Annotated in this window: 24 protein-coding genes; 15 read left to right on the forward strand and 9 right to left on the reverse strand. The window is 60.4% G+C overall.

Features of this window, described 5'->3' with window-relative positions; genetic code table 11:
• Nucleotides 1-14: 14 nt before the first annotated feature.
• The 9 genes from V6P94_RS14470 (at nucleotide 15) to V6P94_RS14510 (ending at nucleotide 10,038) form a co-directional block, all read left to right on the forward strand.
• Nucleotides 15-695: a Fe2+-dependent dioxygenase gene (locus tag V6P94_RS14470; RefSeq protein ID WP_133076843.1), complete on the forward strand. Its 681-nt coding sequence runs from the start codon at nucleotides 15-17 to the stop codon at nucleotides 693-695.
• A gap of 71 nt (nucleotides 696-766) precedes the next feature.
• On the forward strand, nucleotides 767-1,840 hold the full coding sequence (locus V6P94_RS14475; protein WP_405046750.1) for an ABC transporter substrate-binding protein: 1,074 nt from the start codon (nucleotides 767-769) through the stop codon (nucleotides 1,838-1,840).
• A complete protein-coding gene (locus tag V6P94_RS14480) occupies nucleotides 1,837-2,898 on the forward strand; it encodes an iron ABC transporter permease (RefSeq protein WP_133076842.1) in 1,062 nt (353 codons plus the stop codon). The genes V6P94_RS14475 and V6P94_RS14480 overlap by 4 nt, the downstream gene beginning before the upstream one ends.
• Nucleotides 2,895-3,692, forward strand: a complete 798-nt coding sequence (locus tag V6P94_RS14485) for an ATP-binding cassette domain-containing protein (RefSeq protein WP_133076841.1) — start codon at nucleotides 2,895-2,897, stop codon at nucleotides 3,690-3,692. The genes V6P94_RS14480 and V6P94_RS14485 overlap by 4 nt, the downstream gene beginning before the upstream one ends.
• A 250-nt stretch (nucleotides 3,693-3,942) precedes the next feature.
• Nucleotides 3,943-4,953, forward strand: a complete 1,011-nt coding sequence (locus V6P94_RS14490) for a zinc-binding alcohol dehydrogenase family protein (RefSeq protein ID WP_133076840.1) — start codon at nucleotides 3,943-3,945, stop codon at nucleotides 4,951-4,953.
• A 10-nt stretch (nucleotides 4,954-4,963) separates the two neighbouring features.
• Complete coding sequence (locus V6P94_RS14495) at nucleotides 4,964-6,103, forward strand: mannitol dehydrogenase family protein (RefSeq protein WP_326397946.1); 1,140 nt, start codon at nucleotides 4,964-4,966, stop codon at nucleotides 6,101-6,103.
• Nucleotides 6,104-6,133: 30 nt separating this feature from the next.
• Nucleotides 6,134-7,663 (forward strand): UxaA family hydrolase, encoded by a 1,530-nt coding sequence (locus tag V6P94_RS14500; protein WP_133076838.1) that lies wholly within the window; start codon nucleotides 6,134-6,136, stop codon nucleotides 7,661-7,663.
• A gap of 1 nt (nucleotide 7,664) precedes the next feature.
• Nucleotides 7,665-8,624: a sugar kinase gene (locus V6P94_RS14505; protein ID WP_133076837.1), complete on the forward strand. Its 960-nt coding sequence runs from the start codon at nucleotides 7,665-7,667 to the stop codon at nucleotides 8,622-8,624.
• Nucleotides 8,625-8,694: 70 nt separating this feature from the next.
• A complete protein-coding gene (locus V6P94_RS14510) occupies nucleotides 8,695-10,038 on the forward strand; it encodes an MFS transporter (protein WP_133076836.1) in 1,344 nt (447 codons plus the stop codon).
• On the opposite strand, the gene V6P94_RS14515 is transcribed toward V6P94_RS14510, so the two are convergent.
• Entirely contained in the window at nucleotides 10,025-10,981 is a 957-nt protein-coding gene (locus V6P94_RS14515; protein ID WP_133076835.1) for a LysR family transcriptional regulator, read from the reverse strand. The genes V6P94_RS14510 and V6P94_RS14515 overlap by 14 nt on opposite strands.
• A gap of 152 nt (nucleotides 10,982-11,133) precedes the next feature.
• Here V6P94_RS14515 and V6P94_RS14520 point away from each other — a divergent pair, with 152 nt between their 5' ends.
• The 3 genes from V6P94_RS14520 to V6P94_RS14530 all read left to right on the forward strand — a co-directional run bounded on the left by V6P94_RS14520 (nucleotide 11,134) and on the right by V6P94_RS14530 (nucleotide 15,582).
• Nucleotides 11,134-12,453, forward strand: coding sequence for an L-fuconate dehydratase (locus V6P94_RS14520; RefSeq protein WP_133076834.1), 1,320 nt, complete (start codon nucleotides 11,134-11,136; stop codon nucleotides 12,451-12,453).
• Nucleotides 12,454-12,550: 97 nt separating this feature from the next.
• On the forward strand, nucleotides 12,551-13,252 hold the full coding sequence (locus V6P94_RS14525; RefSeq protein WP_133076833.1) for an FCD domain-containing protein: 702 nt from the start codon (nucleotides 12,551-12,553) through the stop codon (nucleotides 13,250-13,252).
• Nucleotides 13,253-13,425: 173 nt separating this feature from the next.
• Nucleotides 13,426-15,582, forward strand: a complete 2,157-nt coding sequence (locus V6P94_RS14530; protein ID WP_133076832.1) for a methyl-accepting chemotaxis protein — start codon at nucleotides 13,426-13,428, stop codon at nucleotides 15,580-15,582.
• Between the two features lie 469 nt (nucleotides 15,583-16,051).
• Here the strand turns inward: V6P94_RS14530 and V6P94_RS14535 are convergent, their stop codons facing one another.
• The 8 genes from V6P94_RS14535 to V6P94_RS14570 all read right to left on the reverse strand — a co-directional run bounded on the left by V6P94_RS14535 (nucleotide 16,052) and on the right by V6P94_RS14570 (nucleotide 23,831).
• The gene (locus tag V6P94_RS14535; RefSeq protein ID WP_133076831.1) at nucleotides 16,052-17,023 is read right to left on the reverse strand and encodes an oligopeptide/dipeptide ABC transporter ATP-binding protein; all 972 of its coding nucleotides are present in this window, start codon (nucleotides 17,021-17,023) and stop codon (nucleotides 16,052-16,054) included.
• On the reverse strand, nucleotides 17,023-18,012 hold the full coding sequence (locus V6P94_RS14540; protein ID WP_133076830.1) for an oligopeptide/dipeptide ABC transporter ATP-binding protein: 990 nt from the start codon (nucleotides 18,010-18,012) through the stop codon (nucleotides 17,023-17,025). Before V6P94_RS14540 ends, V6P94_RS14535 begins: the two co-directional genes overlap by 1 nt.
• A 2-nt stretch (nucleotides 18,013-18,014) precedes the next feature.
• Nucleotides 18,015-18,896 (reverse strand): D,D-dipeptide ABC transporter permease, encoded by an 882-nt coding sequence (gene ddpC, locus V6P94_RS14545; RefSeq protein WP_326397945.1) that lies wholly within the window; start codon nucleotides 18,894-18,896, stop codon nucleotides 18,015-18,017.
• 1 nt (nucleotide 18,897) lies between these two features.
• The gene (locus V6P94_RS14550) at nucleotides 18,898-19,914 is read right to left on the reverse strand and encodes an ABC transporter permease (protein WP_133076828.1); all 1,017 of its coding nucleotides are present in this window, start codon (nucleotides 19,912-19,914) and stop codon (nucleotides 18,898-18,900) included.
• A 75-nt stretch (nucleotides 19,915-19,989) separates the two neighbouring features.
• On the reverse strand, nucleotides 19,990-21,570 hold the full coding sequence (locus tag V6P94_RS14555) for an ABC transporter substrate-binding protein (protein WP_133076827.1): 1,581 nt from the start codon (nucleotides 21,568-21,570) through the stop codon (nucleotides 19,990-19,992).
• 150 nt (nucleotides 21,571-21,720) lie between these two features.
• On the reverse strand, nucleotides 21,721-22,272 hold the full coding sequence (gene ddpX / locus V6P94_RS14560; protein ID WP_133076826.1) for a D-alanyl-D-alanine dipeptidase: 552 nt from the start codon (nucleotides 22,270-22,272) through the stop codon (nucleotides 21,721-21,723).
• A 38-nt stretch (nucleotides 22,273-22,310) separates the two neighbouring features.
• Nucleotides 22,311-23,171, reverse strand: a complete 861-nt coding sequence (locus V6P94_RS14565; RefSeq protein WP_133076825.1) for a MurR/RpiR family transcriptional regulator — start codon at nucleotides 23,169-23,171, stop codon at nucleotides 22,311-22,313.
• 162 nt (nucleotides 23,172-23,333) lie between these two features.
• Complete coding sequence (locus V6P94_RS14570) at nucleotides 23,334-23,831, reverse strand: GNAT family N-acetyltransferase (protein ID WP_133076824.1); 498 nt, start codon at nucleotides 23,829-23,831, stop codon at nucleotides 23,334-23,336.
• Nucleotides 23,832-24,094: 263 nt separating this feature from the next.
• On the opposite strand from V6P94_RS14570, the gene V6P94_RS14575 reads away from it, so the two are divergent.
• From V6P94_RS14575 to V6P94_RS14585, 3 genes are all read left to right on the forward strand, one after another.
• The gene (locus tag V6P94_RS14575; RefSeq protein ID WP_326397944.1) at nucleotides 24,095-24,238 is read left to right on the forward strand and encodes a hypothetical protein; all 144 of its coding nucleotides are present in this window, start codon (nucleotides 24,095-24,097) and stop codon (nucleotides 24,236-24,238) included.
• A 127-nt stretch (nucleotides 24,239-24,365) separates the two neighbouring features.
• Complete coding sequence (locus V6P94_RS14580; RefSeq protein ID WP_338647262.1) at nucleotides 24,366-25,415, forward strand: WYL domain-containing protein; 1,050 nt, start codon at nucleotides 24,366-24,368, stop codon at nucleotides 25,413-25,415.
• A 1-nt stretch (nucleotide 25,416) separates the two neighbouring features.
• Nucleotides 25,417-26,973, forward strand: coding sequence for a hypothetical protein (locus V6P94_RS14585; protein ID WP_133076822.1), 1,557 nt, complete (start codon nucleotides 25,417-25,419; stop codon nucleotides 26,971-26,973).
• The last annotated feature ends 13 nt before the right edge of the window (nucleotides 26,974-26,986 follow it).

The following is a 26,986-nucleotide window of genomic DNA, read 5'->3' on the forward strand; positions in this document are numbered from 1 at the left end:
TTGCGGAGCGAGAGATGCTGATCGAAATCGCCGACCTGTTCAGCCCGCAGGAAGTGACCGAGATGCGCCGCGTGCTGCTCGATCAGCCGTGGGTCGATGGCAAACAGACCGCCGGAGTGCGTTCGGCGCGGGGCAAGTTCAACCGCCAACTGGCCGAAGACAACGAGGTCGGCCTGCTGCTGGGCCAGCGCATTCTGCAGCGGCTGTCCGATAACGCGTTGTTCATGTCTGGCGCGTTGCCCAAGCGCATCTACCCGCCCTTGTTCAACCGCTACAGCGCAGGCGAGTCGTTCGGTTTTCATATCGACAACGCCATTCGCGGCATCAAGGGCGTTCGTGAGCGGGTGCGCACGGACGTGTCCGCGACCCTGTTTCTGGCCGATCCCCACAGTTATGACGGCGGCGAACTGGTGATCCGCGACACCTTTGGCGAGCGCAGCGTCAAGTTGCCCGCCGGGCATCTGGTGCTGTACCCGGGCAGCAGCGTGCACAAGGTCAACCCGGTGACCCGGGGCGAGCGTGTTGCGAGTTTTTTCTGGATCGAAAGCCTGGTGCGCGAAGACAGCCAGCGCAGCCTGTTGCTGGACATGGACGTGGCCATTCAACGCTTGACCGCCCAGCAGGCGGATGACGAATCACTGCTGCAACTGAGCGGCGTGTATCACAACCTCTTGCGGCGCTGGAGCGACGTTTGAGCCTTTTATTCAGCGGGAGATTTGCCGTGTCGAGAGTGTTTTTGCGTCAGGCCTTTGTACGCCTTGGGGCCATGCTGGTGCTGGTGGCGTTGGGGACTTCGTGCGCCAGTGCCAAAGAGGTCACTGATGCCTTGGGGCGGGTGGTCAAGGTGCCGGACCAGGTGCAGCGGGTGGTGCTGGGGGAAGGGCGGCTGATTTCGGCCTTCGCGCTGCTCGACCGCGATCAGCCGTTCAAACGTATCGTTGGCTGGCAGAACGACCTGCGCAAGCTTGACCCCAACACCTACGCGGCTTACGTGGCGAAGTTCCCCGAGGTCAAGGACATCCCGTTGATCGGCCAGGCCTCCGAGCAGAGTGTCAGTGCCGAGCAGATCCTGGCGCTCAAGCCGGATCTGGCGGTGTTCAGTATTTCCGGGCATGGCCCCACCGATCACAGCCCGGTGGCCGATGTGCTGGAAAAAGCCGGGATTGCGGTGTTGTTCGTCGATTTCCGGGTCAACCCGATGCAAGGCACCGAGGACAGCATGACAGCACTGGGCCAGGCGTTGGGGCGCGAAGCCCGGGCCAGTGCCTTTCTTGATTTCTACCGCCAGCACATCGAACGCATCACCCAGACCCTGGGCGCGATCGATGACAGCCAGCGCCCAAAGGTGTTTCTGGAACTGCTGGGCGGGGTCTGGGCCAATCCCGGGCATACCACCGGCAAGGGCGGCATGGGCGAGCTGATCCGCCTGGTGGGCGGGCGCAATATTGCCGAGGGCGTGGTGCCCGGCGCGCTGGGTGACATCAGTGTTGAATACGCGCTCAAGGCCGATCCCGATGTGTACATCCTCTCGGGCAATCAAAAGCCCGGTGTGATGCTGGGCGCGGGCATCGATGAACAGACGGCCCGGGCGTCGCTCAAGCACGTGCTCAAGCGTCCGGAGTTTGTCGAGCTGCGGGCGGTGCGCGAGGGTAATGTCCATGGCCTGTGGCACGACTTTTACAATTCGCCGTACAACATTCTCGCCATTGAGGCGATGGCCAGGTGGATTCACCCCGAAAGGTTTGCCGACCTTGATCCACAGCAGACGCTGGCTGAAATCAACCGACAGTTCCTCGACACGCCGCTGGCGGGCCAGTACTGGATCAGTGAGCAGAAATGACTTCAATCGCCAACCCGGCAGTGATTGCTGCCAGCCAGGGTTATCGGCGTCTACTGGCTAGACGGTGTTGCCTGTTACTGGTGATGGGCTGCGCGCTGGTGGGTGCCGTGCTGCTCGACCTGTCCACCGGCTCGTCAGGCATGGGGCTGGGGGACTTGATCCAGGGGCTGCTGCACCCGCAAACCCTGGACGTGACTGACCGCGTGATCATCTGGAATGTGCGCCTGCCCTATGCGCTGATGGCCGTGATGGTCGGCGCAGCCCTGTCTCTGGCCGGTGCGGAAATGCAGGCGATCCTCAATAACCCGCTGGCCAGCCCGTTCACCCTGGGCGTGTCGTCGGCCGCTGCGCTGGGGGCTTCGCTGGTGATCGTGTTTCCGGTTAGCAGCGCCTTGTTGAGTCGCGACTCCCTGGTGGCCCTGTCGGCTTTTGTGTTTGCCTGCGGCTCGATGTTCCTGCTGCACGGCATGTCGCGGCTGCGCGGGGCAGGGGTCGAGACCCTGGTGCTGTTCGGTATTGCGCTGGTGTTCAGTTGCAACGCACTGGTTGCCCTGTTGCAGTTGCTGGCCACTGAAGACGTCCTGCAGCAACTGGTGTTCTGGAGCCTGGGCAGCGTGGCCCGGGCCAATTGGGACAAGCTGGGGATTCTGGCCCTGGTGGTGGCGTTGACTGCGCCGTTTTCCCTGCACGCGGCTTCACGCATGACGTTGCTGCGCATGGGCGAGGAGCGGGCGCAGAGCTTTGGCGTGGATGTGCGGCGGCTGCGATTTTTCTCGTTGCTGCGCATCAGCCTGTTGGCCGCCACGGCGGTGGCGTTTGTCGGCACCATTGGCTTTATCGGCCTGGTGGGGCCGCATATTGCGCGGATCCTGATCGGAGAGGACCAGCGCTTTCTGTTCCCGGCCAGTGCGCTGGTGGGCGCGTTGTTGCTGTCGCTGTCCTCGGTGGTCAGCAAAATCATCATGCCGGGCGTCATCGTGCCGGTGGGCATCGTCACCGCGCTGGTGGGGGTGCCGATTTTTGTGGCGCTGGTCTACAAGCGGGGCAGGCAGTTATGAGTGAGCAGGGGTTGTTGATCCGTCACGGGCACGTGAAGTACGGGCGCCGGGTGGTGATTGGCGATGTCTCGTTGCCAGAGCTGCGTCCCGGCACGCTGACCGCCCTGATCGGGCCCAACGGTGCCGGCAAATCAACCTTGTTGCGTGGGCTGGCGGGGCTTGAGCCCATGACCGGTTCCGTCAGTCTGCAAGGTCGGCCACTGGCGCCGATGTCCGTGGCCCAGCGCGCCCGTCTCATCACCTACATGCCCCAGCACTTGCCACCCGGACTGGGGTTGAGTGTGACCGAAAGCGTCATGGCGGCGTTGCGGGTGGGGGCAGGCGGCGGCGATTACCTGTTGCAAGCCTATGAGGCCTTGCAGCGCATCGGCATCCAGCACTTGGCCGATAACCTGCTCAACGCATTGTCCGGTGGTCAGCGGCAACTGGTCAGCCTGGCACAACTGATTGCCCGCAGGCCCCGTGTGATGCTGCTGGATGAGCCCACCAGTGCGCTGGACCTGAGCTATCAACTGCGGGTAATGGAATGCGTGCGGGCGATGGTGCGTCAGCACGGGCTGATTGCCGTGATCGTCATGCACGACATCAGCCTGGCGGCCCGTTACGCAGACCGGATTGCCGTATTGCGCGAGGGCGCGCTGATCGGTTTCGGTCCCCCGGAGCAGGTGCTGACCCCGCAACTTTTCGCCGAGGTTTATGGGGTTAATGCGCGCGTTGAACGCTGTTCGCAGCAGACGATCCAGATTCTGGTGGATGGTGCGCTGGAGGTGATTCAGGTCGGACATCAGGGGTAGGGGCTGAATTCAACGCACATCAATCTGGTAAGGCCAATTCAATTATTTTGAAAACTGGTCTTGCCAATTTTTTTGGCTGCGTGTAATTTTCGAGGCGTGATCATCCAAGCGGCACTCAAGCCTGCACACAATAAGAGGAGATCCAGATGCCCTGTCTTTTCCCCTCCGTTGTTGCAGCCCTCCCTGTTTGTCACCCCTCTATCACCTCGCCTGTACCCGTAGCCCCCGGGCTAACGACGGAGAATAAAAAATGCTGACTGTGATCTGTAACGAGCCGCGCTCGCTCACCGCCATCGAAAGTCCGATTCCCGAGCGCCAGCCCGGCGAAACCCTGATCAGGGTCAAGCGCGTGGGCGTGTGTGGCACTGACCTGCACATTTACACCGGCAACCAGCCGTTCCTTGAGTACCCTCGGGTCATGGGCCACGAGTTTTCCGGCATCGTCGAAACCAGTGAAGAGGGCAGCGGTCTGGTCGCTGGGGACGTGGTCTACGTGATGCCCTATATCTCGTGCGGCACGTGCATCGCCTGCCGTCAGGGCAAGACCAACTGCTGCACCCGGATTCAGGTGCTCGGCGTGCATTGCGACGGCGCCTTTACCCAATACCTGAGCGTGGCCCATCAATTCATTCACAAGGCCGAGGGCGTGTCGCTGGACCAGGCGGCAATGATCGAGTTCCTGTCCATCGGCGCCCATGCGGTGCGCCGCTCGAACATCCAGGCCGGGCAGCGCACGCTGATCGTCGGAACCGGACCGATCGGCATGGCGGCGGCGATCTTTGCAGGGCTGCGCGGGGCCATCGTCACCGTGCTCGATACCCGTGACGACCGCCTGGATTTTTGCCGCAAGCACCTCAATGTTCACGCCGCAGTGAAAATTGGCGAGGGTGACAAAGAGGCCCTTGCCGACCTCACCGAAGGCGATTTCTATGACGTGGTGTTCGACGCCACCGGCAACGCCCGGGCCATGGAACGCGGCTTTGAATTTATCGCCCACGGCGGCACCTACGTGATGATTTCCGTGGTGCGTGACTCGATCACCTTCTCCGATCCCGAGTTCCACAAGCGCGAAGCCACCCTGATGGGCAGCCGCAATGCCACTGTCGAAGACTTCCGCTACGTCGAGCAATGCCTGCGCGATGGCCTGATCCCGGACCAGGCGCTCAATACCCACCGTATCCCGCTCAGCGAAGTCGTGAACCAATTCACCACGCTGCTGGATCCGCAGCAAGGCGTGGTCAAAGCCATTATCGAGTGCTGAGGGGGTGGTGATGAGCGATAGCCAATTTCCGCCGATCCTGCAGTTCGGAACCAGCCGGTTTCTTCAGGCTCACGTTGACTTGTTCGTGTCCCAAGCCCTGGAGCGTGGCGCAGCCCTGGGCCGCATCGCCGTGGTACAGAGCACCGACAGCCCGGCCAGCACTGCGCGCACCGCAGCACTGGCCAGCGGTACACCGTACCGTGTGCTGATCCAGGGCATCGAAAACGGTCAGGTGGTGGAGCAGAACCTGTGGGCCTCGGCCATCAGCCGCGCGGTGCATGCCACCGAGCAATGGCCGGTGCTGCGCAAGGGCTTTGTGGAGCAGGTCAAAGTCGTGGTGTCCAATACCGGGGACCGGGGTTATCAACTGGATTCGCGGGATACGCCAGCGTTGCTCGACGCGGATGCCCCGGCACCGGTCAGCTTCCCGGCCAAGCTGTTGGTGTTGTTGCATGACCGCTGGGTAAACAACCCCCAGTCCACCTTGTCGCTGTTCCCCTGTGAACTGGTCGCGCGTAACGGCGACGTGCTGCGCGACCTGCTGGTAACGCTGGCCCGTAGTTGGGCGCTGGGCGATGCATTCGAGGCCTACCTGATCCACACCTGCCGTTGGGCGAACTCCCTGGTCGACCGCATTGTTTCCCAGGCCCTAGAGCCGGTGGGCGCGGTGGCTGAGCCCTATGCCCTGTGGGCGATCGAGCGCCAGGAGGGGCTGACCCTGCCGTGCAGCCATGAGGCCATTGTCCTGACCGATGACCTGGACGATTTCGAGCGCCTCAAGCTGTTTACCCTGAACCTGGGCCACAGCTATCTGGCCGAGCGCTGGTTGAGCGATGGCCGACCGGCCACCGAGACGGTCTACCAGGCCATGCAAAGCCCTGCCTTGCGCGCCGACCTGGAAGCCCTGTGGGCCAGCGAAGTGTTGCCGGTGTTCGCTGCCCTCGGCCAGTTCGACGCGGCGCAGCGTTACGTCGACAGCGTGCGTGAACGCTTTGGCAACCCGTTCCTGCAACACCGTCTCGCTGATATTGCGGTTAACCATAAAGACAAGAAAACACGCCGTTTGCTGCCCCTGGTCGAGCTGGCTGAACAGCTTGCTCCCGGTCTTGAGCAGCCGATGTTGCGGGCCGTCCTGCTCAGCCAGCACTGAGTGGCGCGCCATAACCGTTGAGGATCCACCATGAACCTTGCAAGCTCATCCTTACTGGTACTGACTGTGGGCGATGACGTCGCGGTCGCACGCGGCGATATCGCCCAAGGTCAGGTACTGCATGCCGACGGCCTGGCCATCATCGCCCGGGCCGACATTCCCTCGGGCCACAAGATCGCCCTGCGCGGTGTGGTTTGCGGGCAGCCGATTCGCAAATACGGTCAAATCATCGGGCAGGCCACCGCGGACGTGAAGCCCGGTGACTACGTCCATGTACACAACCTTGAAATGCCCTCGGGCAGTTCCACCCACACCCTGGCCAACGTCTATCAGCCCACTGTTTTCAACAACAACGACGTCAGTTTTGACGGCTATGTCCGGGCCGATGGCCGTGTGGGTACGCGCAATTACATCGGGGTCATTTCCAGCGTCAATTGTTCGGCCACCGTGTGCAAGCAGATTGCTGCGGCGTTCGATGCCGCCCACCTGCGCGATTACCCCAATGTCGACGGCGTGGTTGCAATCACCCACGGCAGCGGCTGTGGCATGGGGGCCAAGGGCGACGGGATCGAGATCCTCAAGCGAACCCTTCGCGGCTATGCAGACCATGTGAATTTTGCCGGTGTACTGGTGATCGGCCTGGGGTGTGAAGTCAACCAATTGGCCCCGCTGATGGAGCAACTGGCCGATCGGCCGGCAGCGCTCAAGGCCAGTCTGGTGATCCAGGAGGCGGGCGGCACCCGCGAAACGGTGCAGCGGGGGATCGAGCTGGTACAGGCGATGCTGGCGCCCGTAAACAGCCAGCAGCGCAGCCGTGTATCGGCCCGCCACCTCACCGTGGGCCTGCAGTGCGGCGGTTCGGACGGGTATTCGGGGATCACCGCCAACCCGGCCCTGGGTGCGGCGGTGGACCTGGTGGTGCGCCACGGGGGGACGGCGATTTTGTCGGAAACTCCCGAGATTTATGGTGCCGAGCACTTGCTGACCGCCCGTGCCGCTACACCGCAGATCGCAGAAAAATTGATGAGCCGGATTCATTGGTGGGAAGACTACGTGCGTCATCACGACGGAGACATGAACAACAACCCGTCACCGGGGAACAAGGCCGGTGGCATTACCACCATCCTTGAAAAATCCCTGGGCGCAGTGGCCAAGGCGGGTGCCACCGGCCTGATGGGGGTTTACGAGTATGGCGAGACGATCGTACAGACAGGCCTGGTGTTCATGGACACCCCTGGCTACGACCCGGTGTCCGCAACCGGCCAGGTGGCGGGCGGGGCGAACCTGATCTGCTTCACAACCGGGCGCGGTTCGACCTACGGCTGCAAACCGACGCCGTCCCTGAAAATCGCCACCAATACCCGACTGTTCGAGCGCATGGCGCTGGACATGGATTTCAATGCCGGTGCGATCGTCGAGGGTGCAGAGTCAGTGGCCGAAGCCGGTGAGCGGCTCTTCCAGTTGATGCTCGCAACCGCGTCGGGTCGCCCCACCTGCAGCGAAGAAAACGGCATGGGCGACAACGAATTCCTGCCTTGGCAAATCGGTGCGGTGATGTGACATGAGCGACTCAACAGAAACGATCGACATTGTGACCTGCGGCGAGGCGATGGGCCTGTTCAGCGCCATGACCGACGGCAGCCTGCATGAGGCCGAACAGTATGTGCGTGCCGCCGCAGGCGCCGAGCTGAATGTGGCCACCGGCCTGGCACGCCTTGGTTTTCGGGTCGGCTATATCAGCCGCCTGGGGGATGACACCCTCGGCCACTGGCTGCGCGAGGTCATGGCGCGTGACGGTATTGACCACCGGCACACCGTGCAGGACAGCGAACACGCCACGGGCCTGATGTTCAAGTCGCGCCGTTCGGACGGTGGCGACCCGGACATCGAGTACTACCGCAAAGGTTCGGCGGCCAGTCACTTGAGCCTGGCCGATTATCCGGCCGGGTACTGCCGAGGCGCCAGGCATCTGCATATCACGGGCATCAGCCCGGCACTGGGTGACAGCGTGTGCGAGCTGATTGTGCACATGGCCCGTGACATGCGTGCCGCAGGCTGCAGCGTGTCATTCGACCCCAACCTGCGGCCACGGCTCTGGGCGTCCCAAGCCCATATGGTGGCTTGCCTGAATGATCTGGCCGGGCTGGCCGACTGGGTGTTCCCCGGTCTTGCCGAAGGCCGCTTGCTCAGTGGCCTGGAACAGCCCGCCGACATTGCCCGGTACTTCCTGGACAGAGGCTGCTCCCTGGTGGTCATCAAGCTCGGTGCCGAGGGCGCCTATTACGCCAGCGCCACTAAAAGCGGCTACAGCCCCGGCTACCCGGTGAGCAACGTCGTGGACACCGTGGGCGCGGGCGACGGTTTTGCCGTGGGCGTCATCAGCGCCTTGCTCGAAGGCTCAAGCGTTGCCGTGGCCGTGGCCAGGGGCAACCTGATCGGCGCCCGGGTGCTGGGTTTCCCGGGGGACAGCGATGGATTACCGACACACGCAGAACTGGCGAGGTTTGCCGAACACACGTGATACGCAGAGTGAAGATGCCTGAGTGCATCCTGGATAACACCTACTCCAACAATAAGAAGAGGTACGTTCCATGAGTTATCAAGCGTTGTATGACTCGCCCGCGCTGGCGAGCGGCGTCAAGAAAGCAGCGATCCGGCTATTGCCGTTTCTCGCCCTGATGTACGCCCTGGCGTTTATCGACCGCGCCAACGTCGGTTTTGCCAAGATCGCCTATCAAGCCGACACCGGTATCGGTGACGCCGCATTTGCCTTGGGTGCGGGGATATTTTTTATCGGTTATGCGCTGTTTGAAGTGCCCAGCAACCTGATCCTGCAGCGAGTGGGCGCACGGGTGTGGATGGCTCGGATCATGGTCACCTGGGGGCTGGTCTCGGCGTCGATGATGTTTGCCACCAGCGAGACATCCTTCTACGTCATCCGCTTTTTGCTGGGGGTGTCCGAGGCGGGCTTCATGCCCGGGATCATCCTGTACCTGACGTACTGGTTTCCGGCCAAGCAACGTTCCCGCGCCATTGGCCTGTTCTACTTTGGCGTACCGGTGGCGATGCTGATCGGCAGCCCGTTGTCGGGGTTCATCCTCGATACCAGCAACCCCTTTGGCCTGACCAACTGGCAGTGGATGTTTGTGGTCGAAGGCCTGGCGGCCTCGGTGGTCGGGGTGATTGCGTTCTTTTATCTGGCGAGCCGTCCAAGCGAAGCCAAATGGCTGACCGCTGAAGAAAAACACGCCATGAACACCGTCATTGAAGGCGAAGAAAAGGCCAAGGGCTACGCCAGCCACGGCTCGATCTTTGGTGTACTCAAAGACAAGCGTGTACTGATGTTTATCGCCATTTACTTTTGCGTACAGATCGGTAATGCACCGCTGGCGTTCTACTTGCCGGCCAAGCTGGCCTCGACCCTGGGTGGTCAGGTCAACACCTCGGTCGGCCTGCTGCTGATGATCCCCTGGCTCTGCACCATCGTCGCCATGCGTATCGCCACGGTGTATGCCGACAAACACAACAACCATCGCCTGGTCGCATCCTCCATGCTTGCCGTTGGCACGCTGGCCTTTGCATCGCTGTCGGTGATCAACACGCCAGTGCTGACCCTGTTGGCGTTCTGTATCGCCATACCGGGGCTGGTGGCCAGTCAGCCCGTGTTCTGGAGCCTGCCGACCCGTCATTTGGGCGGCACCAGCGCGGCCACCGGGATCGCCTTCATCATCTCGATCGGTAACCTGGGCGGCTTTGTCTCGCCGCAGATCAAGGCCTACGCCGATGCGGTGACCGGCAACAGCAGCACCGGCTTCCAGGTCGTGGCAGCGCTGTGCTTTGTCAGTGTGTTGTTGCTGCTGATGCTCAAACGCACACCGTCGACGGCGACCACTGCTTACGTGCCGCCTGCCGACCTGACGTCTAGTCGCCCGTAACCCCGCCTGTACCCTCAAGGCCGGCCTGCACCCGCAGTTCGGCCTTGACCACTTCCATCGCCGCCGTGGGCACCCGTCCTTTGCGGCTGATCAGGCCGAAAGGCATCAAGCGCGCCGCCACCTTGATCGGCAGCGGTGCCAGCACCCCCAGTTCGCTGTAGTACTCCACCAGTGACAGCGGCATCAAGGCGAGCATGTCGGTTTGCTGGAGCAGTGAGACCGTGAGCATGGTCGAGGCGGTTTCAAGTGGGCTGGCAGGAGCCTGCACCTGGGATTGGCGAAAAATCTGCTGATAGATTTCCCGCAGCGGCGCGGGTTGCGATTGCACGATCCAGGGGTAGCAGGCCAGGGTTTCCAGGGTGACGTCGCTGTTGTGCTGCTGCGGATGGCCGGTGCGCGCGACGATCTGAATCACCTCTTCATCGAACGCTTCGAAGTTCAGGTCTTCGGTCGGCCAGCCATCGGTGATTCGGGCGATGACCAGGTCCAGTTGATCAAGACTCAAGGCCTGGAGCAGCACGTCACTGGTGTCGATGACCACGGTGATGTTCAGCTTGGGATGGCGTTGGGTCAATTGCGCCAGGGTGCGTGGCAACAGGCCGCCCACCAGTGACCCCATTGAACCGATGCGCAATGTCCCGAGATTGCCCGATTGCAGGGCCGTCATTTCTTCGTGCAGGCCGCTCATGTCAGCGAATACCAGCTGCGCATAACGAATGGCCGCTTCCCCCAGCGTGTTCGCGACCAGGCCCTTGTGGGTGCGGATAAACAACGCTTCGCCCACCAGACTCTCAAGCTCGTGCAGGGCCTTGGTCACTGCAGGCTGGGTCAGCGCCATGATGTTTGCGGTCTTGCGCAGCGAGCCTTCTTCAGACAGGACAAACAGCAGTTGCAGGTGGCGCATGCGCAGGCGACTGCGAAACTGTTCAAGCGGCTTGATCATGGGGCGATTACCTGGAGTGATCGGTGTAGTCGAAACATTCAATTTCGCAGAGGGGTCGTGCAGGACAGACTGCGGGTGCGGCACGAAAATAACATGAATAAGCCTGCATCCACCGCAGATGGCGGGGCAAGCTTCAACTTCAGGATAACCCCATGTCTACCCTTATTACCCAGGTCGCTGTTCGCGATATTCGCTTTCCTACTTCCAGAAGCATGGACGGCTCGGATGCGATGAATTCGACGTCGGACTACTCAGCCACCTATGTCACCTTGCACACCGATTCGGGCGACGGCCTGGAAGGGCACGGCCTGACATTCACCATCGGGCGCGGTAACGATTTGTGCGTTGCCGCGGTCAAGGAACTGGCCAAGCTGTTTGTCACCGGTCGTACCCTGGAAAGCATCACCGGCAACTTCGGGGCCTACTGGCATGAAATCGTTGCCGGTGACTGCCAGCTGCGCTGGGTCGGCCCGGAAAAAGGGGTGGTGCACCTGGCCACCGCGGCCATCATCAACGCGCTGTGGGACCTGTGGGCCAAGAAGGAGGGCAAGCCGGTCTGGAAGCTGCTTGCCGACATGAGCCCCGAAGAGCTGGTGCGCTGCGTCGACTTCACGTTTATCACCGATGCCCTGACGCCACAGGAAGCCATAGCGATGTTGCGTCGCGCGGCACCGGGCAAGGCCGAGCGGGAGCAACAGATGCTGCGCGAAGGCTACCCCGGCTATACCACCGCTGCCGGCTGGCTGGGTTATTCCGAAGAAAAAATGCGCCGCCTGGCTCGTGAGGCGGTGGACGCAGGCTGGACCCATCTCAAGCAGAAGGTGGGTGCCGATATCGAGCAAGACATGCGCCGCGCCCAGATCCTGCGTGAGGAACTGGGTTGGGATCGCAAACTGATGATGGACGCCAACCAGACCTGGGACGTGGACGAGGCGGTCAGCAACATGCGGCGTCTGGCCGAGTTCGATCCCTGGTGGATTGAAGAACCCACCAGCCCGGACGACGTGCTCGGTCACGCGGCGATTCGCCAGCGCATCCACCCGATCGGCGTGGCCACCGGTGAGCATGCGCACAACCGGGTCATGTTCAAGCAGTTCTTCCAGGCCGGTGCCCTGGACTTCTGTCAGCTCGACCCGGCGCGCCTGGGTGGCCTGAACGAAGTGCTGGCAGTGGTGTTGATGGCCGCCAAGTTCGGTGTGCCCGTGTGTCCCCATGGCGGGGGTGTCGGCTTGTGCCAGTACTCGCAAAACATTGTGCTGTTCGATTACATCGCGGTCTCGGCGTCGCTGGAGAAACGCGTGCTGGAATACGTGGATCACCTGCACGAAAACTTCCTCGAACCGATCGTGATACGCCGCGGACGTTACATGCCGCCCCAACAGCCGGGATACAGCGTGACGATGAAACAATCGTCCCTGGAGCACTTTGAGTACCCCAATGGCCCGGAGTGGCAAGACCAGCATCAGGGCTGATCTGCCAGATGAAGTGTCCAGGGCTGCCACCGAGGTTTCTCCAGTCCACCTCGGCCTCTGTGGTAGCCTTTGGCATCATTTCTCGGACTCAGACTCGATGGTCTCCTCCTTTCCTGCTCCAGAGCGCAAGCTCTACCAGAAAATCGCCGACAGGCTTCGTGAATACATCGTTCAGGGCGACTTCAAGGTCGGCTCGCGCTTGCCTCCTGAACGCGACTTGACGCAGTTGCTGGGGGTGTCACGGCCTTCGTTGAGGGAGGCGCTGATTGCCCTGGAAATAGAAGGCAGTATCGAAATCAAGATGGGCTCCGGGGTCTATGTTGCCGCGCGCGTGCCCGAGGGCGGCGCACGCACGGTGACCCTGGGTGAGAGCCCCACCGAACTGATGCAGGCGCGGGCACTGATCGAAGGCGAGGCCGTGGTGCTGGCCTGCATGCACGGGAAGAAAAGCGATTACCGCTACCTCAAGGACTGCATCGACGCCATGCGTGAGAGCATCAAGGCCAATCGGCCGCCTCTGGATGACGACCGCAAGTTTCACCATCGCCTGGCGAAAATGACCGGCAACTCCGCGCTGGTGCGGATCATTACGTCGTTGTTCGACGAGCGCCACAGCCCGATTTCATCGCACCTTAGCGAACACTCCGAAAACCCCGGGACCTGGGATGCCGCCGTGATCGAGCACGAATCGATCCTGCACGCCCTGGAGTGCAAGGACGTGATCGCTGCGCAGACAGCCATCCGCCAGCATTTGCTGCGCTCAGAAGCCCGTTGGCTGGGGGCGCTGGAGGCGGAGTGATATCTGGCCCCCGCGAGGGGGCGCCATAATGGAGCGTATTGCCCCGGGTGCACCGGCTTGAGGCGTGAGCTGTCGCGTTCCACCCTTGCAAGGCATGGCCGTGAGGGCGGCTTCGAGTTGGCCTGGTAGTTGCTATCAATTTGACATCATTTATGTCATTGAGAGTGTATTGAATGCCGCTATCCAGCAGTTCCATGACGCTGTCCTCTCGAGAGAAGCACTGGCTACCCTGGTTCGGCAAAACCGGAAAAATCATGATGGGCTGGTCGTGCTGGCTTAATCGTGCGGCTTACCCTGTGATTGAACAGACATTCGAAGCCATCGCAGAAACCCGTGTGCAGTTGTTGCAAAACTGGACTCGCGAGCAATGGGAGCACCTGGCTGAACTGGCAGAAAGCCTGGCCGGTGACTTTGCCCAACTCGATAGCACTTCGCTGACGGACAAGCTCGCTCAGGCAGAAGACTTTTCAGAATTATTTGTGCTGGATACCCGCGCCAATGTCCTGGCCTCGACCTGGAGTCGGCGCGCGAGCACCAGTCTGGAACATGCACGGGCATTGGCAGAAGGCTTGAAGGCGCCGTTTCTGCAGGGGCCTTACTGCGACCCGCTGACCTTGCAGATCGGCCCGTCTTCTTCCCGCTTTCACGATGAAGTGACGTTGATGTTCTATCAGCCGATCAAGGTCGGCGCCACCGTGCTGGGCTGCCTGTGCGGTCGCGTACCCAACGATGTGCTGGGTGATCTGATCCAGCGCGAGGCCGGGCACATCTTTGCCGAGTCCGGTGACAACTACCTGTTCATGGCCCAGTCCCGTTTTGACCCGGCCATTGCGCCAGGGACCGCCTTGTCCCGATCGCGCTTCGAGGACGGTACATTCACCCATGGAGAAAACCTCAAAAGCGGGGTGCAAACGCCCTGGAGAACCGTCCAGATACAGCGCCATACCGAGCTGGAACTGCGCTTCACCGACCCTGCCACGCAGCAACTGCACGCAGGTGTTCGCGAGACCATCCGTACGGGTTCCAACCTGTTCGTGACCTATCCCGGTTATTCGGACTACCGGCACATTCCGGTGGTGGGCAAGGGCGTCACGTTTCAGTTGCCGGGTTCACCGGATCGCTGGGGCATGATGTGCGAGGCCGACCTGGAGGAAGTCTATCGTCGGCGCTCCCTCAGTTATGGCTTGATGAAGCCGTACCTTGCGACCATGGCAGGCCTGTTTGCCTGCAACTACGTGGTCCGGCATTACAGTGGCCTGGGCCAGGACATGATTGATGCCGCCGAAATTCTGAGCATGGTGTGTGCGGCAGTGCTGTTCAGTCGGTGGGGGCCAAAAAGACTGGCTGCCAGGTTGAACGTGATGACGGGCGTGATCATGACCATCGCCGAGGGTGAGGGCAACCTGCGCCAGCGACTGGACACCACGAAAATGGCCAATGACGAAACCGGGGACATGGGGCGCTGGATCAACAGCTTCATCGACCATCTGGACTCGGTGGTCGGCCAGGTGGTGAAAGCCAGCAGCACGGTCGGCAGCACCAACCGGATGATGCTGGGGCGTAGCCAGCAAGCCAGTGTGACGTCTGCCGAGGTCGGCGAAGCGGTTCATCGCATGATGATTATCGTCGAAGACCAATTGGGCGAGATCCAGCAGGCCTCGGCCAGTGCCGAGCACATGAAGCAGGCAATGGATGAAGTTGTCGCACGTGCCCGCGAACAGTTTCTTGCCGTACAGGAAGGCACGCAGTCCATCAGGGATGTGGTTGAGCGTTCATCTTCGAGCGTGCAGTTGCTCGACAGCAAGATGACTCAGATTGGCAACATCACCGGTCTGATCAGCGCCATCACCCATCAGACCAATCTGCTGGCGCTCAATGCTGCCATTGAAGCTGCGCGAGCGGGGGAGCATGGGCGGGGATTTGCGGTGGTTGCCGATGAAGTGCGAAGCCTGGCCTCACGCACATCGCGCGCGGCAGAAGACATCAGGCACATGGTCGAAGGTTTGCAGAGCGAAACGCAAAGAGCGGTCAGCTTCATGGAAGAGGGCGTCAAGGACGTCGATAACAGCTTGCGCCTGGCCGAAGATGCGTCCTCGGAAAACGTACACCTGCACCAGGCGGTTGAAAGCATGTTTGCGATCATCCAGCAACTCAACATGCGCAGCCTCGATTATGGCAGGACGATCAAGCAGGTCGACCATAGCTCCACGCAAATGCGCCAGACTGTTGTGATGCTGCAAAACAGTGCTGAAACCGTGCGGCTCAATGCCAATAAACTGCAAAAACTGGTGGGGCAGTTTGAAGTGAGTCGAGTGCTGGTGAAGGCTTAATAATTGGGGGGGGGGCGGACGGTCAGTCAGGCACACCGTGTGTACCGGTTTTGCGACCGCTGCGCGCTCGATCGCAGCCTCGTTCTACTCGTCAGCGACTACACGCGGTATACCCGGGATGGGTGCCGAAGCCTGTAGTCGCTGACGAGCCGTGCGAGGCTGCGTCCGGCTGCGAAGCAGTCGTAAAGTCGGCTTTCACGGTCAATCTGGCACACCGCGTGTACTGGTCTTGCGACCGCTTCGCGCTCGATCGCAGCCTCGTTCTACTCGTCAGCGGCTACACGCGGTACACGCGGGATGGGTGGCGAATCTGTAGTCGCTGACGAGCCGTGCGAGGCTGCGTCCGGCTGCGAAGCAGTCGTAAAATCGGCTTTCACGGTCAATCTGGCACACCGCATGTACCGGTCTCGCGACCGCTGCCCACACGAACTCAGCCTCGTTCCTTCGCCAGCGGCTACAAGGAGTGCAGTCAGTCCTGTACGTGGCACCTGACTTGCTGGTGTTGACCTCCGCGCATCACTTGAGGCTGCTTGCAGCCCTCTCTGTTCAAACCACAGCGCTCAAGGAAAAAACAACCCTCGGGCAGGTTCCTGTTGCCCGGCAACTCGGTAGGTGCCGCCACTTGCTCGGCAAGCAACGGTACACCCAGTCGCGGCACGGCTTCGAACAGCAGGCGTGTGTAAGGGTGACGCGGCTGCTCCAGAACCTGGGCGGCACTGCCCAGTTCGACGATCTGTCCCAGGTACATGACCGCCACCCGATCAGCCATATGGCGTACGACCGAAACGTTGTGGGAAATCAGGATGTAGGTCAGGTTGCGCGCCTGCTGCAGTTCGGCCAGCAAGTTGAGGATCTGGGCCTGCACCGAGATGTCCAGGGCAGAGGTCGGTTCGTCGAGGACGATGATGTCAGGGTCTGATGACAAGGCCCTGGCGATCGCAATGCGCTGGCGCTGGCCACCGGAAAACTGGTGCGCAAAACGGTCCAGGTATTCCGGGCGGATGCCCACCTGGGCAGCGACTTTGGCGGCAATGCTGCGCATCTGCTCGCGTGAGCGCATGCCTCGGGCGTACAGCGGTTCGGTGATGATGCGCCAGATGGGCAGGCGAGGGTTCAGGGACGATTGCGGGTCCTGGAACACGATCTGGACGTTACTGCTGCCCTCGCCATTTTGTCCGTTGGCCCAGCTCAGTTCACCGCTGCTGGGCTTGAGCAGGCCCATGAGCAATTGGGCCAGGGTGCTTTTGCCGCACCCCGACTCGCCAACGATGCCCAGGGTTTCCCCGGCCCGGACTTGAAGGTCGATGCCGTTGAGTGCGTGGGCGTAGCCCCGGGGACGGCCCAGCCAGTCATTGCTGACGGGGAAGCGCACGCGAACGTCGGTCAGCTTGAGAATCTCGGGTCCCGTGTCGATTGCAGGGTAAATCAGCGCACTGTTCATCACGAAAGCTCCTCTTGCGCCAGCCAGCACGCGCTCTTGCGTTGCTCATCCCGGTTGATGGCGGTCAGCACCGGGCGTTTTGCGCACACCGGCATGGCCTGTGTGCAGCGCTCGGCGAAGGTGCAACCGGTGGGCAGTTGTGAAAGGTTGGGGACTTGTCCGGGAATGGTCATGAGTGGCTGTCCAGGCTCGACCATCTCGGGCAGGCCACTGAGCAAACCCTGGGTGTAAGGGTGACGGGGATTGCTCATGACCTCGGCGGTCAGGCCCTGTTCTACCACTGCCCCGGTGTACATCACGTAGACCCGGTCGCAGAACTGCGACACCAGCGCCATGTCGTGGGTGATCAACAGGATGGCCGTGCCTTTTTGCCGGGCCTTTTCGCGCAGCAACAACAGCACCTGGCGTTGCACCGTCACGTCGAGGGCGGTGGTGGGCTCATCGGCGATCAGCAGTTGCGGCTCGCACGAGAACGCCAGCGCAATCATCACCCGCTGGCGCATGCCACCGGACAGTTCGAACGGGTAGCTTTCCAGCACCTGCTCGGGGCTGGCGATGTGCATGTCGCGCAGCAGGGCGACCGCCTTGGCGTGGGCAGCACTGATGCTGATCTTCTGGTGGTGAATGATGACGTCGAGCATTTGCCGGCCAATTCGACGGGTCGGATTCAGGGCGGTCATCGGCTCCTGGAAGATCATGGCCGCATCGCGACCACGAATTTTCAGCAAGTCTTTTTCAGGTGCGCTGAGCATGTCGCGGTTGAGCATGCTCAGGCTGCCGGAGGTGATGCGATAGCTGCGTTCGGGAAGCAGCCGCATGCTCAGCATCGCGGTCACGGACTTGCCCGATCCGGACTCGCCGACCACGCCGACTATTTCGCCGGGGTTGACGTGCAGGGACACACCGTTCAGCGCCTTGACGCTGCTCTTGTAGGCAGGGAACTCAAGGCTCAAGTTGTCGATGGCCAGCACAGGATTGCACGTAGTCATGGTCATTTCCCCTGTTGGCGTGGGTCGAGCAGATCGCGCACGCCATCGCCCAGCAAGTTGAAACCGGTGGCGGTGATCAATATCGCCAGCCCCGGAAAGGTGGAGTACCACCAGTTATCCAGGATGTAGTTGCGTCCCGTGGCGACCATTGCGCCCCATTCAGCCGTAGGCTGCTGTGCGCCCAGGCCAATAAAACCCAGGGCTGAAGCCATCAGGATGGCGCTGCCGATGTCCAGGCTCAGTTGCACCAGCAAGGGCGGCATGGCGTTGCGGGCGACGTGCCAGTGCACCATGTGCCAGCGCCTGGCGCCGAACGTCTCGGCGGCCTTCACGTAGCCCATCTGGCGGATGCCCAGCGCCTGGCCGCGTGCCAGGCGGACATAGGAGGGAATTCGCACCAGGGTGATTGCCAGCATGGCATTGAACAGGCTGGCACCCAGTGCGGCGGCTAGGGCCATGATCAGCACCAGTGATGGGACCGAGAGCATGATGTCCATCAAGCGCATGGTCAGGGCGTCAAAGCGCCCGCCGATCACTCCGGAAAAACAACCCAGCAGGCCGCCGATGAAACACGATGAAAAGGCCACGAACAGGCCAACCCCCACTGACTGCTGGCTGCCGTAAAGCACTCGGCTGAACAGGTCCCGGCCCACTTCATCGGTGCCGAACCAGTGCTCGGCGGACGGTGGTGCCAGACGCTCGGCCAGGTTCAGGGCGTTGGGGTCGTGGCTGGCCAGCCAGGGGGCGAAGATCATGGACGCCACGACCATCAAGGTGATCACCAGGCCCGCCATGGTCAGCGGGCTGCGGCGGACCTGATAGGCCAGGTAGGTCAGTTTTTCACGCCATTGCGGGCCGTGTGTTGCGCTAAGGGGGACCGACATTTCAATTCACCTCGCCAATGCGTGGATCGATCACGCGGTACAGCAGATCGATGGCCATGTTCAGCAGTACATAGATAAACGACACCAGGATGGCGAAGCCCATCACCGCCGGGAAATCCAGGGACTGGATCGACTTGACGACATAGGCACCCATGCCCGGCCAGGCAAATACGGTTTCGGTCAGGACTGCGCCGTAGAGCAGGTCGCCCAGGGTCAGGCCCAGAACGGTTACTGACGGAATCAGCGCATTGGGCAGGGCGTGGCGCAGGATCACGGTCCAGCGCGACAGGCCATAGGCCCGGGCGGTACGGATATAGTCCTCGCCCAGTTGATCGAGCATGGCGGAGCGGATCTGCCGCGAGATGACGCCTAGGGTCACGAAACCGAGGGTGGCCGCGGGCAGGATCAAGTGCTTGAGTGCATCGAAAAACAGGGTGAAGTTACCGGCCAGCAGGGAGTCGATCAGGTAGAAGCCGGTGATGGTCGTCGGTGGCGTGAGCCCTTCGGACAGGCGACCACCGCCGGGCAGCCAGCCAAGGTGGCCATAAAACAGCACGATGGCGCCCAGGCCGAGCCAGAACGCCGGAGTAGAAATGCCGGTCACGGCCAGTGTGCGTGCGATCTGATCGATGGCGCGGTTGTGGTAGACCGCCGACAGCACGCCCAGCGGCACGCCGACCAGGATGGCGAAGAACAACGCCACCAGGGCCAGTTCCAGGGTCGCCGGGAAGAACGCCTGTAGATCTTCCAGTACCGGGCGGTTGGTACGGATCGATGTGCCGAGATCACCCTGGACCAGGTCCAGCACGTAGCGGCCGTATTGCTGGTACAGGGGCAAGTCCAGCCCCAGTTGATGGCGGATACCGGCGACCAGCGCATCGCTGGCACGGTCACCGGCGATCAACCGGGCGGGGTCGCCGGGAATCAGGTGGGAGATGGTAAAGGTAATCAGCGAGACACCGAACACGACCAGTAACAGGCCAAGCAGGCGCTTGCGCAACAACGTCAGGAAGGCCATAGGGCACCTCAGTCACTCTAACGACAGAAATCCAACGCCATGCGCGCCATTGCTGGCGCGCACGCAGCAGCAGGTTTACTTGCTCATGCTGCCCAGGTTGAACACCTGTTCGAGCATCGGGTTGAACACGTAGCCCTTGACCGAATCACGCATCGGCAGGGTGTAGCTCTTCTGATAGAGGTAAACGTAGGCGCTGTCGTTGAGCACCACTTTCTGCGCCTGCTGGTACAGCTCGGTGCGTTTGGCGGTGTCGCTGGTGGTGGCGGCTTCGCGGATCAGGGTATCGACCTGCGGGTTGCTGTAGAACGAACGATTGCCCTGCAGGCCCTGCATCTTGGAGTCGAACCAGAAGTTCATGAACATGTACGGGTCGGCGAAGTCCGGGCTCCAGGTGCCGACGGCGATGTCGTAGTCGGCCTGACCAACGCGCTCACGCAGGGTGGCGTTGGCGGTTTTCTCCAGCTTGAGGTTGATGCCCAGAGGGGCGAGGGCGGCTTGCAGGGTCAGGCCGATCGGCTCCCAGTTGGCGTCCTTGTCGGAGTACATGTAGCTCAGGTTGGTGATTTTCTTTGGCACCTTGGCCAGGCTGGCCATGGCCGCAGGCATGTCCTGCTTCATGTTGGGCAGCGAGCTGTCGTAGGCCCACATGCCGTCCGGGATCGGTCCGTTCAGCAGTTCGGCCTTGCCCTTCAGGATGCCTTTGACGATGCCGTTGTAGTCCACGGCTTCGGTGATTGCACGGCGCGCATCGACGTTGGTCAGGGGGCCTTGCTTGTTGTTCAGGTACAGGTAGGTGACCCGCAGCGACGGGAACTCCTTGACCACGACGCCCGGTTTGCTGGCCAGAGAGCCCAGTTGGTCTTCAGGCATGTCTTCGATAATGTCCAGATCACCGCGCTCCAGTTGCAGGCGGCGTACCGAAGGCTCGGCGATGATCTTGAGCACGACGGTCTTGAGCGCAGGTTTGGCACCGGCGTAATGGGGGTTCGGTTCCATGGTCAGCGACTGGCCTTTCTGCCAGTTGCTCAGGCGGTAAGGGCCAGAACCTGCGGTGTGGCTGGACAGCCAGGCATTGGCCTCTGCGCCTTTGTTGGCCACCAGCGGATTGACGATCGAGGCACCGTTGTGGGCCAGTGTGAACAGGAAGGGCGCGAACGGTGTCTTGAGGGTGAAACGCACGGTCTGCGGGTCGATCACCTCCACCACCATGTCTTCCGGGAATGCACCGGACGGCCCTTGCTTGAGGGTCATCAGACGGTCGAAGGAAAACTTGACGGCCGCAGCGTCTACGCCCGTGCCGTCATCGAACTTGTTGCCGGGCTTGAGTTTGAATTCCCAGACCAGATTGTCCGGGGAAACAGTCCAGCTCTCGGCCAGGTCTCCCTGGACTTCGGTGCTGCTCTTGTCGCCGTCGGTCTTGTAGCCCACCAGCCGCTGGTAAGACGGGTAGGTGATGGTCCAGTCGTTGTTGTCAAACGTCACGGCCGGGTCGAGGGTCTGCGGGTCGGCGGGTTTGCCGATGACTAGCGTGTCCTGTGCGGTGGCTGCTGTCGCCGCTTGCCAGGCGCCAAGGCTCAAGGCTGCGCAGAGCAAGCCAGGCAACAGTTTCAGGGTACGGGAAGCGGTGGAGCGGTTCACGGTCTTGATGAGGGTCATGCCGGTTTCCTTCAACATTCGATGTCTGGAAGTAGGTTTATTTTTGGAATCTATAACCGGGCAGTAGCAGATGAAGCATGTTTGAAACGTTTTTTTTGTTGTCGTAAAGCGGTGTCACTGGCATCGAAACTCTATGGTTTCGTGGCCGGATTACTCGTGGAGCAAGGGGTAATCGTCTGCGTTGGGCAGCTCGAAATGCCACCACTCCGTAGGGATCGCCTGGAAGCCCGCGCCCAGCATGATGCCCAGTAACAGCAGGCGATTGCGCTGCACGTTGACCGGCAGGTCGGGGTAGAACTGGTGGGACTTGTCTTCCATCGCGTCGAACGCGGTGCCCATGTCCAGCGGCTGGCCGTTGTCGTCCACAAGGGTCAGGTCCACGGCAACACCGCGACTGTGGTGAGAGCCCAGATGCGGATCGCGCACGTAGTCGCCGTTGGGCAATGCCTCCCATAGCAAAAACTGGGCATAGGGCGGGCGATAGGCGTCATAGATGAGCAGGCTGTAGCCCGCCAGATTCGCCAGCTGGCTGGCCTTGCGCAAACAGACGGCTGCATCGCGGTGCAACTGGCAACGGGCCGTCGGGTAGATGATTTTGCCGGCCAGGTTGTCGGCAGTGGCGTAGATCATTTCGATCTGCACCTGGTACTGCTCGACATCGATTTCAACGAGCGGGCTTGGGTTGGCAACGCATTGGTTCACACAAACACTCCATTTGTGATTTGTTTGAGGCGATCGGCTCAGCCTTCGAACTGGCCGAAGGCTTTTTGCAACTGACGATTTTTTGCCAGGCGTACATCCAGATGCTCGCCGTATTTTTCTGCCACGGCCGACACCATCAGGTTCAGCAGGCATGCCAGGGGAGCCGGGGAATCCCAGAACTGCCCGACGTCGGTCTTGATCTGCAGCAGGTCCAGCGGGTAATCCCGGGCCCAGGGGCATTGCAGGTCGGTGATCAGGGCCAGGGGCAAATCGTTGTCGCTGGCCGCGTCGCAGAAGGTCTGGGTCACGCTGGAGTACGCCCGGAAGTCGGCAATGATTGCGTACGGATTGGCGAAACCGGAGTTCAGGGTTTCGGCGTAGATGCCCGACAGGCCGTCAACGTAGTAGACCTTGGGGCGGATGTACTCAAGGTGACTGTGAAAAGCAGTCAGGATGCCGCGGGTGGACTGGATGCCGAGGATAAACACGGCATCGGCTTCGTGAATGCGTTGCACGATCCGGGCAAAGGTTTCGCTGCGGGCCAGTTCATAGACCTGCTGGATGGCCTCGATTTCACGGTGCAGGGAACGGTCCAGTGCATCATCGCAGCTGTTTTCGGCGCGGAAGGCGCCGATACGGTCGGTGATCAACCACGAGGTAGGGGCTTCACCGCGCAGGCTCTGCTTGACCTCATCCAGGTTCTGATAACCCAGGGAACGCAGGAAACGGCCCACGGAAATGCCCGTGGTAGAGGTTTGCTGCGCAATGCTGTCAGCGGACTCGAAGGGCAACTGTTGCGGATTGCCCAACAAGTAACTGGCAATACGCTTGCCGGTGGGTGTCAGGTTGGAGAACTCTTGTTCCAGCAACTGAAGAAAGCTGTTTTTTTCCAAGGACATAAGAGCGCGCCGACACTGTGGTTGTTATTGGTATGTCATTTGTTTGCTTCGTGTTAGCAACATAACATTTGTTTTCACGGCAACACAACGCCTTTTCTGAAGCGTGTGCAGTGAAGTGTTTTTTGCGGGTATCACGAGCGCCTTGGGCGCTCGCACAGATACTCAGACAGCCATGACCATCTCATGCCAGGCCATGCCGCCATGTTCGGAGGGGGATGGCTGAACGTACTGATAACCCAGCCGGGTGTAGAGCCCGACGTGCTGTTCTTTGCACATCAGGTGGATGGTTTTTTTTCCGAGGCTGCGCATCTGCTCGACAAACTCGTGCATCAGCAGCGTTGAAAAGCCCTTGCCCTGATGTTCAGGGGACACCACCACGGACATGATCACCACATTGGGCGCCGCTGGGTCGTGCCCGATCAGTTCCTTGAAGGCCTCATCCGACATGACCACGTCGTGGGCACAGCCGCTATTGATGAAACCCACCACCTGGCTGGCCTGCTCAAGGATCAGAAACCCCTGGGGATACTGGGCGATCCGTGTACGAATCTTTTCCAGAGTGGCGGCTTCATCGCCTTCATAGGCTGAAATTTCGATCTGGTAGCAGCGCTCCGCGTCCTGTGGGGTCGCGTGTCTGAATAGGGGGGGTGGTAGAACCATGGGCTGCTCTCTGGGGATGGGGTGAGTTTTGGAGGGGGTGTTCAGCCAGCTATCAGGCGACCGGGCTTGCTGAGATTGGATAGTTACCGTTGGTGCTCGCTTGGCATTGGCCCAGTTTACGAACTCCCTTCACTAAAAGCTGTGTGTTTATTTCAGGCGCGGATTCCGCGATCTGACGTGGGTGTGTGGCTGCGACACAGAATGTCGCATGCCTGATGGAGGATGTGTCCCAACGCCACAATCAATGTGCCCGGAGTGTCCTCATGAAAGAATTAGTCTGTTTTGCAATCGGTGTAGTAGTTGGCGTCGTGATGATGAAAAAAAGCCAGGCAATCAACGAGTTGAAGAAGGAGCTGGATCGGGAAAAATGTCGTAACAGCACAGCTTTCAGTGCCGGTCAGACATGAGGCAGCAGGCAATCAAAAATGGCTTTTTAATATCATATAGTGCTAAAAAGCCACTATTGGAATGTTCGCCAGCGGCTTGATGCTGGCGAACCATCAAGATCAAGGCCGATACGAGTTAACTGCCCTCATGTCAGATCCCAAAGACCGGTTGTTCAGACACCTGGCCCTTTTGCGCCACATCCCTCGTGCGCCCAAAAGCATTTCGACGAGTGAGCTGCAAAAAAAGCTCAAAGCTGAAGAGTTCAACATTGATTCGCGGACCTTGCAGCGTGACCTGAGTGGCCGCCTTGCGCTGGATTTCCCTTTGCTGTGTGACGAGAGTCGGCGCCCTTATCTGTGGAGCTTCCCGAAAGACACTCCGCGTTTTGATTTCCCCGCGCTGGATACGCCAACTGCCTTGGCTTTTGCACTCGCGCAAAGCCATCTGGGCAAGTTGCTGCCACCGAGTGTGCTTGAGCTATTGGCCCCCCATTTCGACCTGGCGCAGAGGCAGCTTCAGGGGCTGGAGCACAATAAATTGGTGCACTGGCTCAACTGTGTACGTGCCGTGCCCAACGGCAAGGCACTGCAGCCTGCTGAAGTGCAAGCGAGTATCTGGTCTCCGGTGGCCACCGCATTGCTGGAAGCGCGCCAACTGGAGATGGTCTACCTGAGTCGCAGCAAAGGTGAGAACAAGAACCTACGCGTTCATCCAGCAGGGATGGTTTCGCGCCATTGCGTGAGCTATCTGATTGGTACTGTTGAAGGTTATTCGGATTATCGCCAGTTCGCCCTGCATCGAATCAAGCATGCAGTCTGTCTGGATGCGCCAGTCCGCGAGCAGGCCGATTTCGATATAGATCAGTACGTCCATAGCGGGGGGTTCAACAATCCTGGCCCCGTCGAGTTCGTGGATCTGGTTGCTGATGTCTCGCCTCAAATTGCCTGGCTCTTGAGCGAAACGCCCCTCGGGTCGCAACAGACACTGAAACAATTGCCAGACAGTGACTGGCAACGCCTGAATGCCCGCGTGCCAAGCGACCAGGAGACACTCTGGTGGGTATTTGGTGTGGGAGAGAGCCTGAGGCTGTATGAACCGCAAGGCTGGGTGGATGAAATCCTGGTCAGATTTAACAAAATCCAAGGGTTGTACACACGACCCAAACTGCATTGCGCAAATGCCTGCGAGGAGGCTTGATATGTTCGACGACCAGGACAGCCCTGAAAAAAGCAACAGAGATGAAATTGCACGAGATGGCATCAACACGACAATCTCGCTTTCTACCAGTGAGGTTGTCAGCCGTTTCGGCAGTGCTAACGCTGAATACCTCAAAGGTTACAGTGGCGTTGATAACGAAACTCAGCAGAAGTTTGCCAAGGGCCTGGCGGGTATTGCCAAGCACAAGGTCAATGCCGACCCCAGGTATGCCGAGCAAAACATCAAGCAGCAGGCAGGCTACAGCGCCGAAGTTGCGGCGACGAGTCGCGACAATGCTGAATCCATTATCAACGGCTCAAAAATCCGTGTTTCACGCAGTGACGACTTGCCGGAGTACGGCAAGAATCACACTGTTGTGGATCGGGTACAGCTTCTGGATGGGGAAATCATTCAGGGCACACAAACACAGATGAAATTTGTCGGTAAGCGCGACGAGTTGTTCGCCAAAATTGCAAAGGAGGATGGAGAGTTCACTCGCTATCGCGGTGTGACGCTTGAGCTGCCTTCTGAACAATACGTGGGTGCTGAGTCGTTTTGTCGTGACAAGGCCCAGCAACTGCGGGATCAGGCTGCCAAGGTCGAGCAACTGGGCAAAGACAATGTTGCCAAAAAGCTGCGCCACGAAGCAGACAATTATGAGCAGCTTGCGGATCACCTGAGTGACAGTGGCCTGACCACAGATCAGGCAATTTTTTACCGTACACACCCGAAGATGGCGACGGCGATGGACATTGCTCGCACCAGCCATCGTGCCGGGCTGCAGGGCGCCCAATACGGAGCGGCAATTGGCGGCAGCATTTCGCTGCTGCAAAACCTGTTGGCGACTGCGCAGGGCCAGAAAGAGATGGGTGAGGCGGCCCAGAACGTGGCCGTAGATACGCTCAAGGCAGGGGCGCTTGGTTATGGCACGGCGTTTGTCGGGGCAGCGATCAAAGGCAGCCTTCAGCAGTCGGGCAACTCTACGCTGCGCTCGCTCGCGGGTACCTCGGCTCCAGCCCTGGCGGTCAATATCTGTTTGTCTCTGGCCAGTTCCATCAACCGCTATGTCTGCGGCGAGATCAGCGAGGCGCAATTGCTGAGCGAAGTGGGCGAGAAGGGGGCAGGCATGCTCTCCAGCAGCATGATGGCCGCTCTTGGGCAATTGGCCATTCCTGTGCCCTTTGTCGGTGCTGCTATTGGGGCAATGATCGGCTACACCCTGTCATCGCTGTTTTACCAAAGTGCATTGGACGCTGCGCGTGGCGCAGAGCTTTCCCGTGAGCAGTTGGCACGCACCCGATTCATTGAAGCCGCAGCCCGTGACCGTATCGCTCAAGAGCAAGCACAACTGGATGATTTTACCCGCCGTGAAATCCCCCAACTGCAGCGAGAAACCCTGCATCTGTTTTCTATTGTGAATGCGCCGGGAGCCAACAGTGCTGATTGTTTTGCAGCGGCTATCAATCAATACGCCACCTTGCTGGGTAAACAATTGCAGTTCCATTCAATCGATGAGTTCAACGATTTCATGAGCAGTGACAGTCCGCTGTCGCTGTGATTTTTCAGTTTGC

This window comes from Pseudomonas sp. ML2-2023-3 (assembly GCF_037055275.1).
Taxonomy (GTDB): Bacteria; Pseudomonadota; Gammaproteobacteria; order Pseudomonadales; family Pseudomonadaceae; genus Aquipseudomonas.

Excerpts from the sequence above, each read along its gene's own strand:
- V6P94_RS14550 (WP_133076828.1), bottom strand. The coding sequence starts at position 19,914 with ATGGCCTTCCTGACGTTGTTGCGCAAGCGCCTGCTTGGCCTGTTACTG.
- V6P94_RS14505 (WP_133076837.1), top strand. The coding sequence starts at position 7,665 with ATGAGCGACTCAACAGAAACGATCGACATTGTGACCTGCGGCGAGGCG.
- ddpC (WP_326397945.1), bottom strand. The coding sequence starts at position 18,896 with ATGTCGGTCCCCCTTAGCGCAACACACGGCCCGCAATGGCGTGAAAAA.
- V6P94_RS14580 (WP_338647262.1), top strand. The coding sequence starts at position 24,366 with ATGTCAGATCCCAAAGACCGGTTGTTCAGACACCTGGCCCTTTTGCGC.
- V6P94_RS14535 (WP_133076831.1), bottom strand. The coding sequence starts at position 17,023 with ATGAACAGTGCGCTGATTTACCCTGCAATCGACACGGGACCCGAGATT.
- V6P94_RS14585 (WP_133076822.1), top strand. The coding sequence starts at position 25,417 with ATGTTCGACGACCAGGACAGCCCTGAAAAAAGCAACAGAGATGAAATT.
- V6P94_RS14485 (WP_133076841.1), top strand. The coding sequence starts at position 2,895 with ATGAGTGAGCAGGGGTTGTTGATCCGTCACGGGCACGTGAAGTACGGG.
- V6P94_RS14495 (WP_326397946.1), top strand. The coding sequence starts at position 4,964 with ATGAGCGATAGCCAATTTCCGCCGATCCTGCAGTTCGGAACCAGCCGG.
- V6P94_RS14480 (WP_133076842.1), top strand. The coding sequence starts at position 1,837 with ATGACTTCAATCGCCAACCCGGCAGTGATTGCTGCCAGCCAGGGTTAT.
- V6P94_RS14520 (WP_133076834.1), top strand. The coding sequence starts at position 11,134 with ATGTCTACCCTTATTACCCAGGTCGCTGTTCGCGATATTCGCTTTCCT.
- V6P94_RS14500 (WP_133076838.1), top strand. The coding sequence starts at position 6,134 with ATGAACCTTGCAAGCTCATCCTTACTGGTACTGACTGTGGGCGATGAC.
- V6P94_RS14540 (WP_133076830.1), bottom strand. The coding sequence starts at position 18,012 with ATGACTACGTGCAATCCTGTGCTGGCCATCGACAACTTGAGCCTTGAG.
- V6P94_RS14470 (WP_133076843.1), top strand. The coding sequence starts at position 15 with ATGCTGATCGAAATCGCCGACCTGTTCAGCCCGCAGGAAGTGACCGAG.
- V6P94_RS14490 (WP_133076840.1), top strand. The coding sequence starts at position 3,943 with ATGCTGACTGTGATCTGTAACGAGCCGCGCTCGCTCACCGCCATCGAA.
- V6P94_RS14555 (WP_133076827.1), bottom strand. The coding sequence starts at position 21,570 with ATGACCCTCATCAAGACCGTGAACCGCTCCACCGCTTCCCGTACCCTG.
- V6P94_RS14575 (WP_326397944.1), top strand. The coding sequence starts at position 24,095 with ATGAAAGAATTAGTCTGTTTTGCAATCGGTGTAGTAGTTGGCGTCGTG.
- V6P94_RS14565 (WP_133076825.1), bottom strand. The coding sequence starts at position 23,171 with ATGTCCTTGGAAAAAAACAGCTTTCTTCAGTTGCTGGAACAAGAGTTC.
- V6P94_RS14515 (WP_133076835.1), bottom strand. The coding sequence starts at position 10,981 with ATGATCAAGCCGCTTGAACAGTTTCGCAGTCGCCTGCGCATGCGCCAC.
- V6P94_RS14475 (WP_405046750.1), top strand. The coding sequence starts at position 767 with ATGCTGGTGCTGGTGGCGTTGGGGACTTCGTGCGCCAGTGCCAAAGAG.
- V6P94_RS14510 (WP_133076836.1), top strand. The coding sequence starts at position 8,695 with ATGAGTTATCAAGCGTTGTATGACTCGCCCGCGCTGGCGAGCGGCGTC.
- V6P94_RS14570 (WP_133076824.1), bottom strand. The coding sequence starts at position 23,831 with ATGGTTCTACCACCCCCCCTATTCAGACACGCGACCCCACAGGACGCG.
- V6P94_RS14530 (WP_133076832.1), top strand. The coding sequence starts at position 13,426 with ATGCCGCTATCCAGCAGTTCCATGACGCTGTCCTCTCGAGAGAAGCAC.
- V6P94_RS14525 (WP_133076833.1), top strand. The coding sequence starts at position 12,551 with ATGGTCTCCTCCTTTCCTGCTCCAGAGCGCAAGCTCTACCAGAAAATC.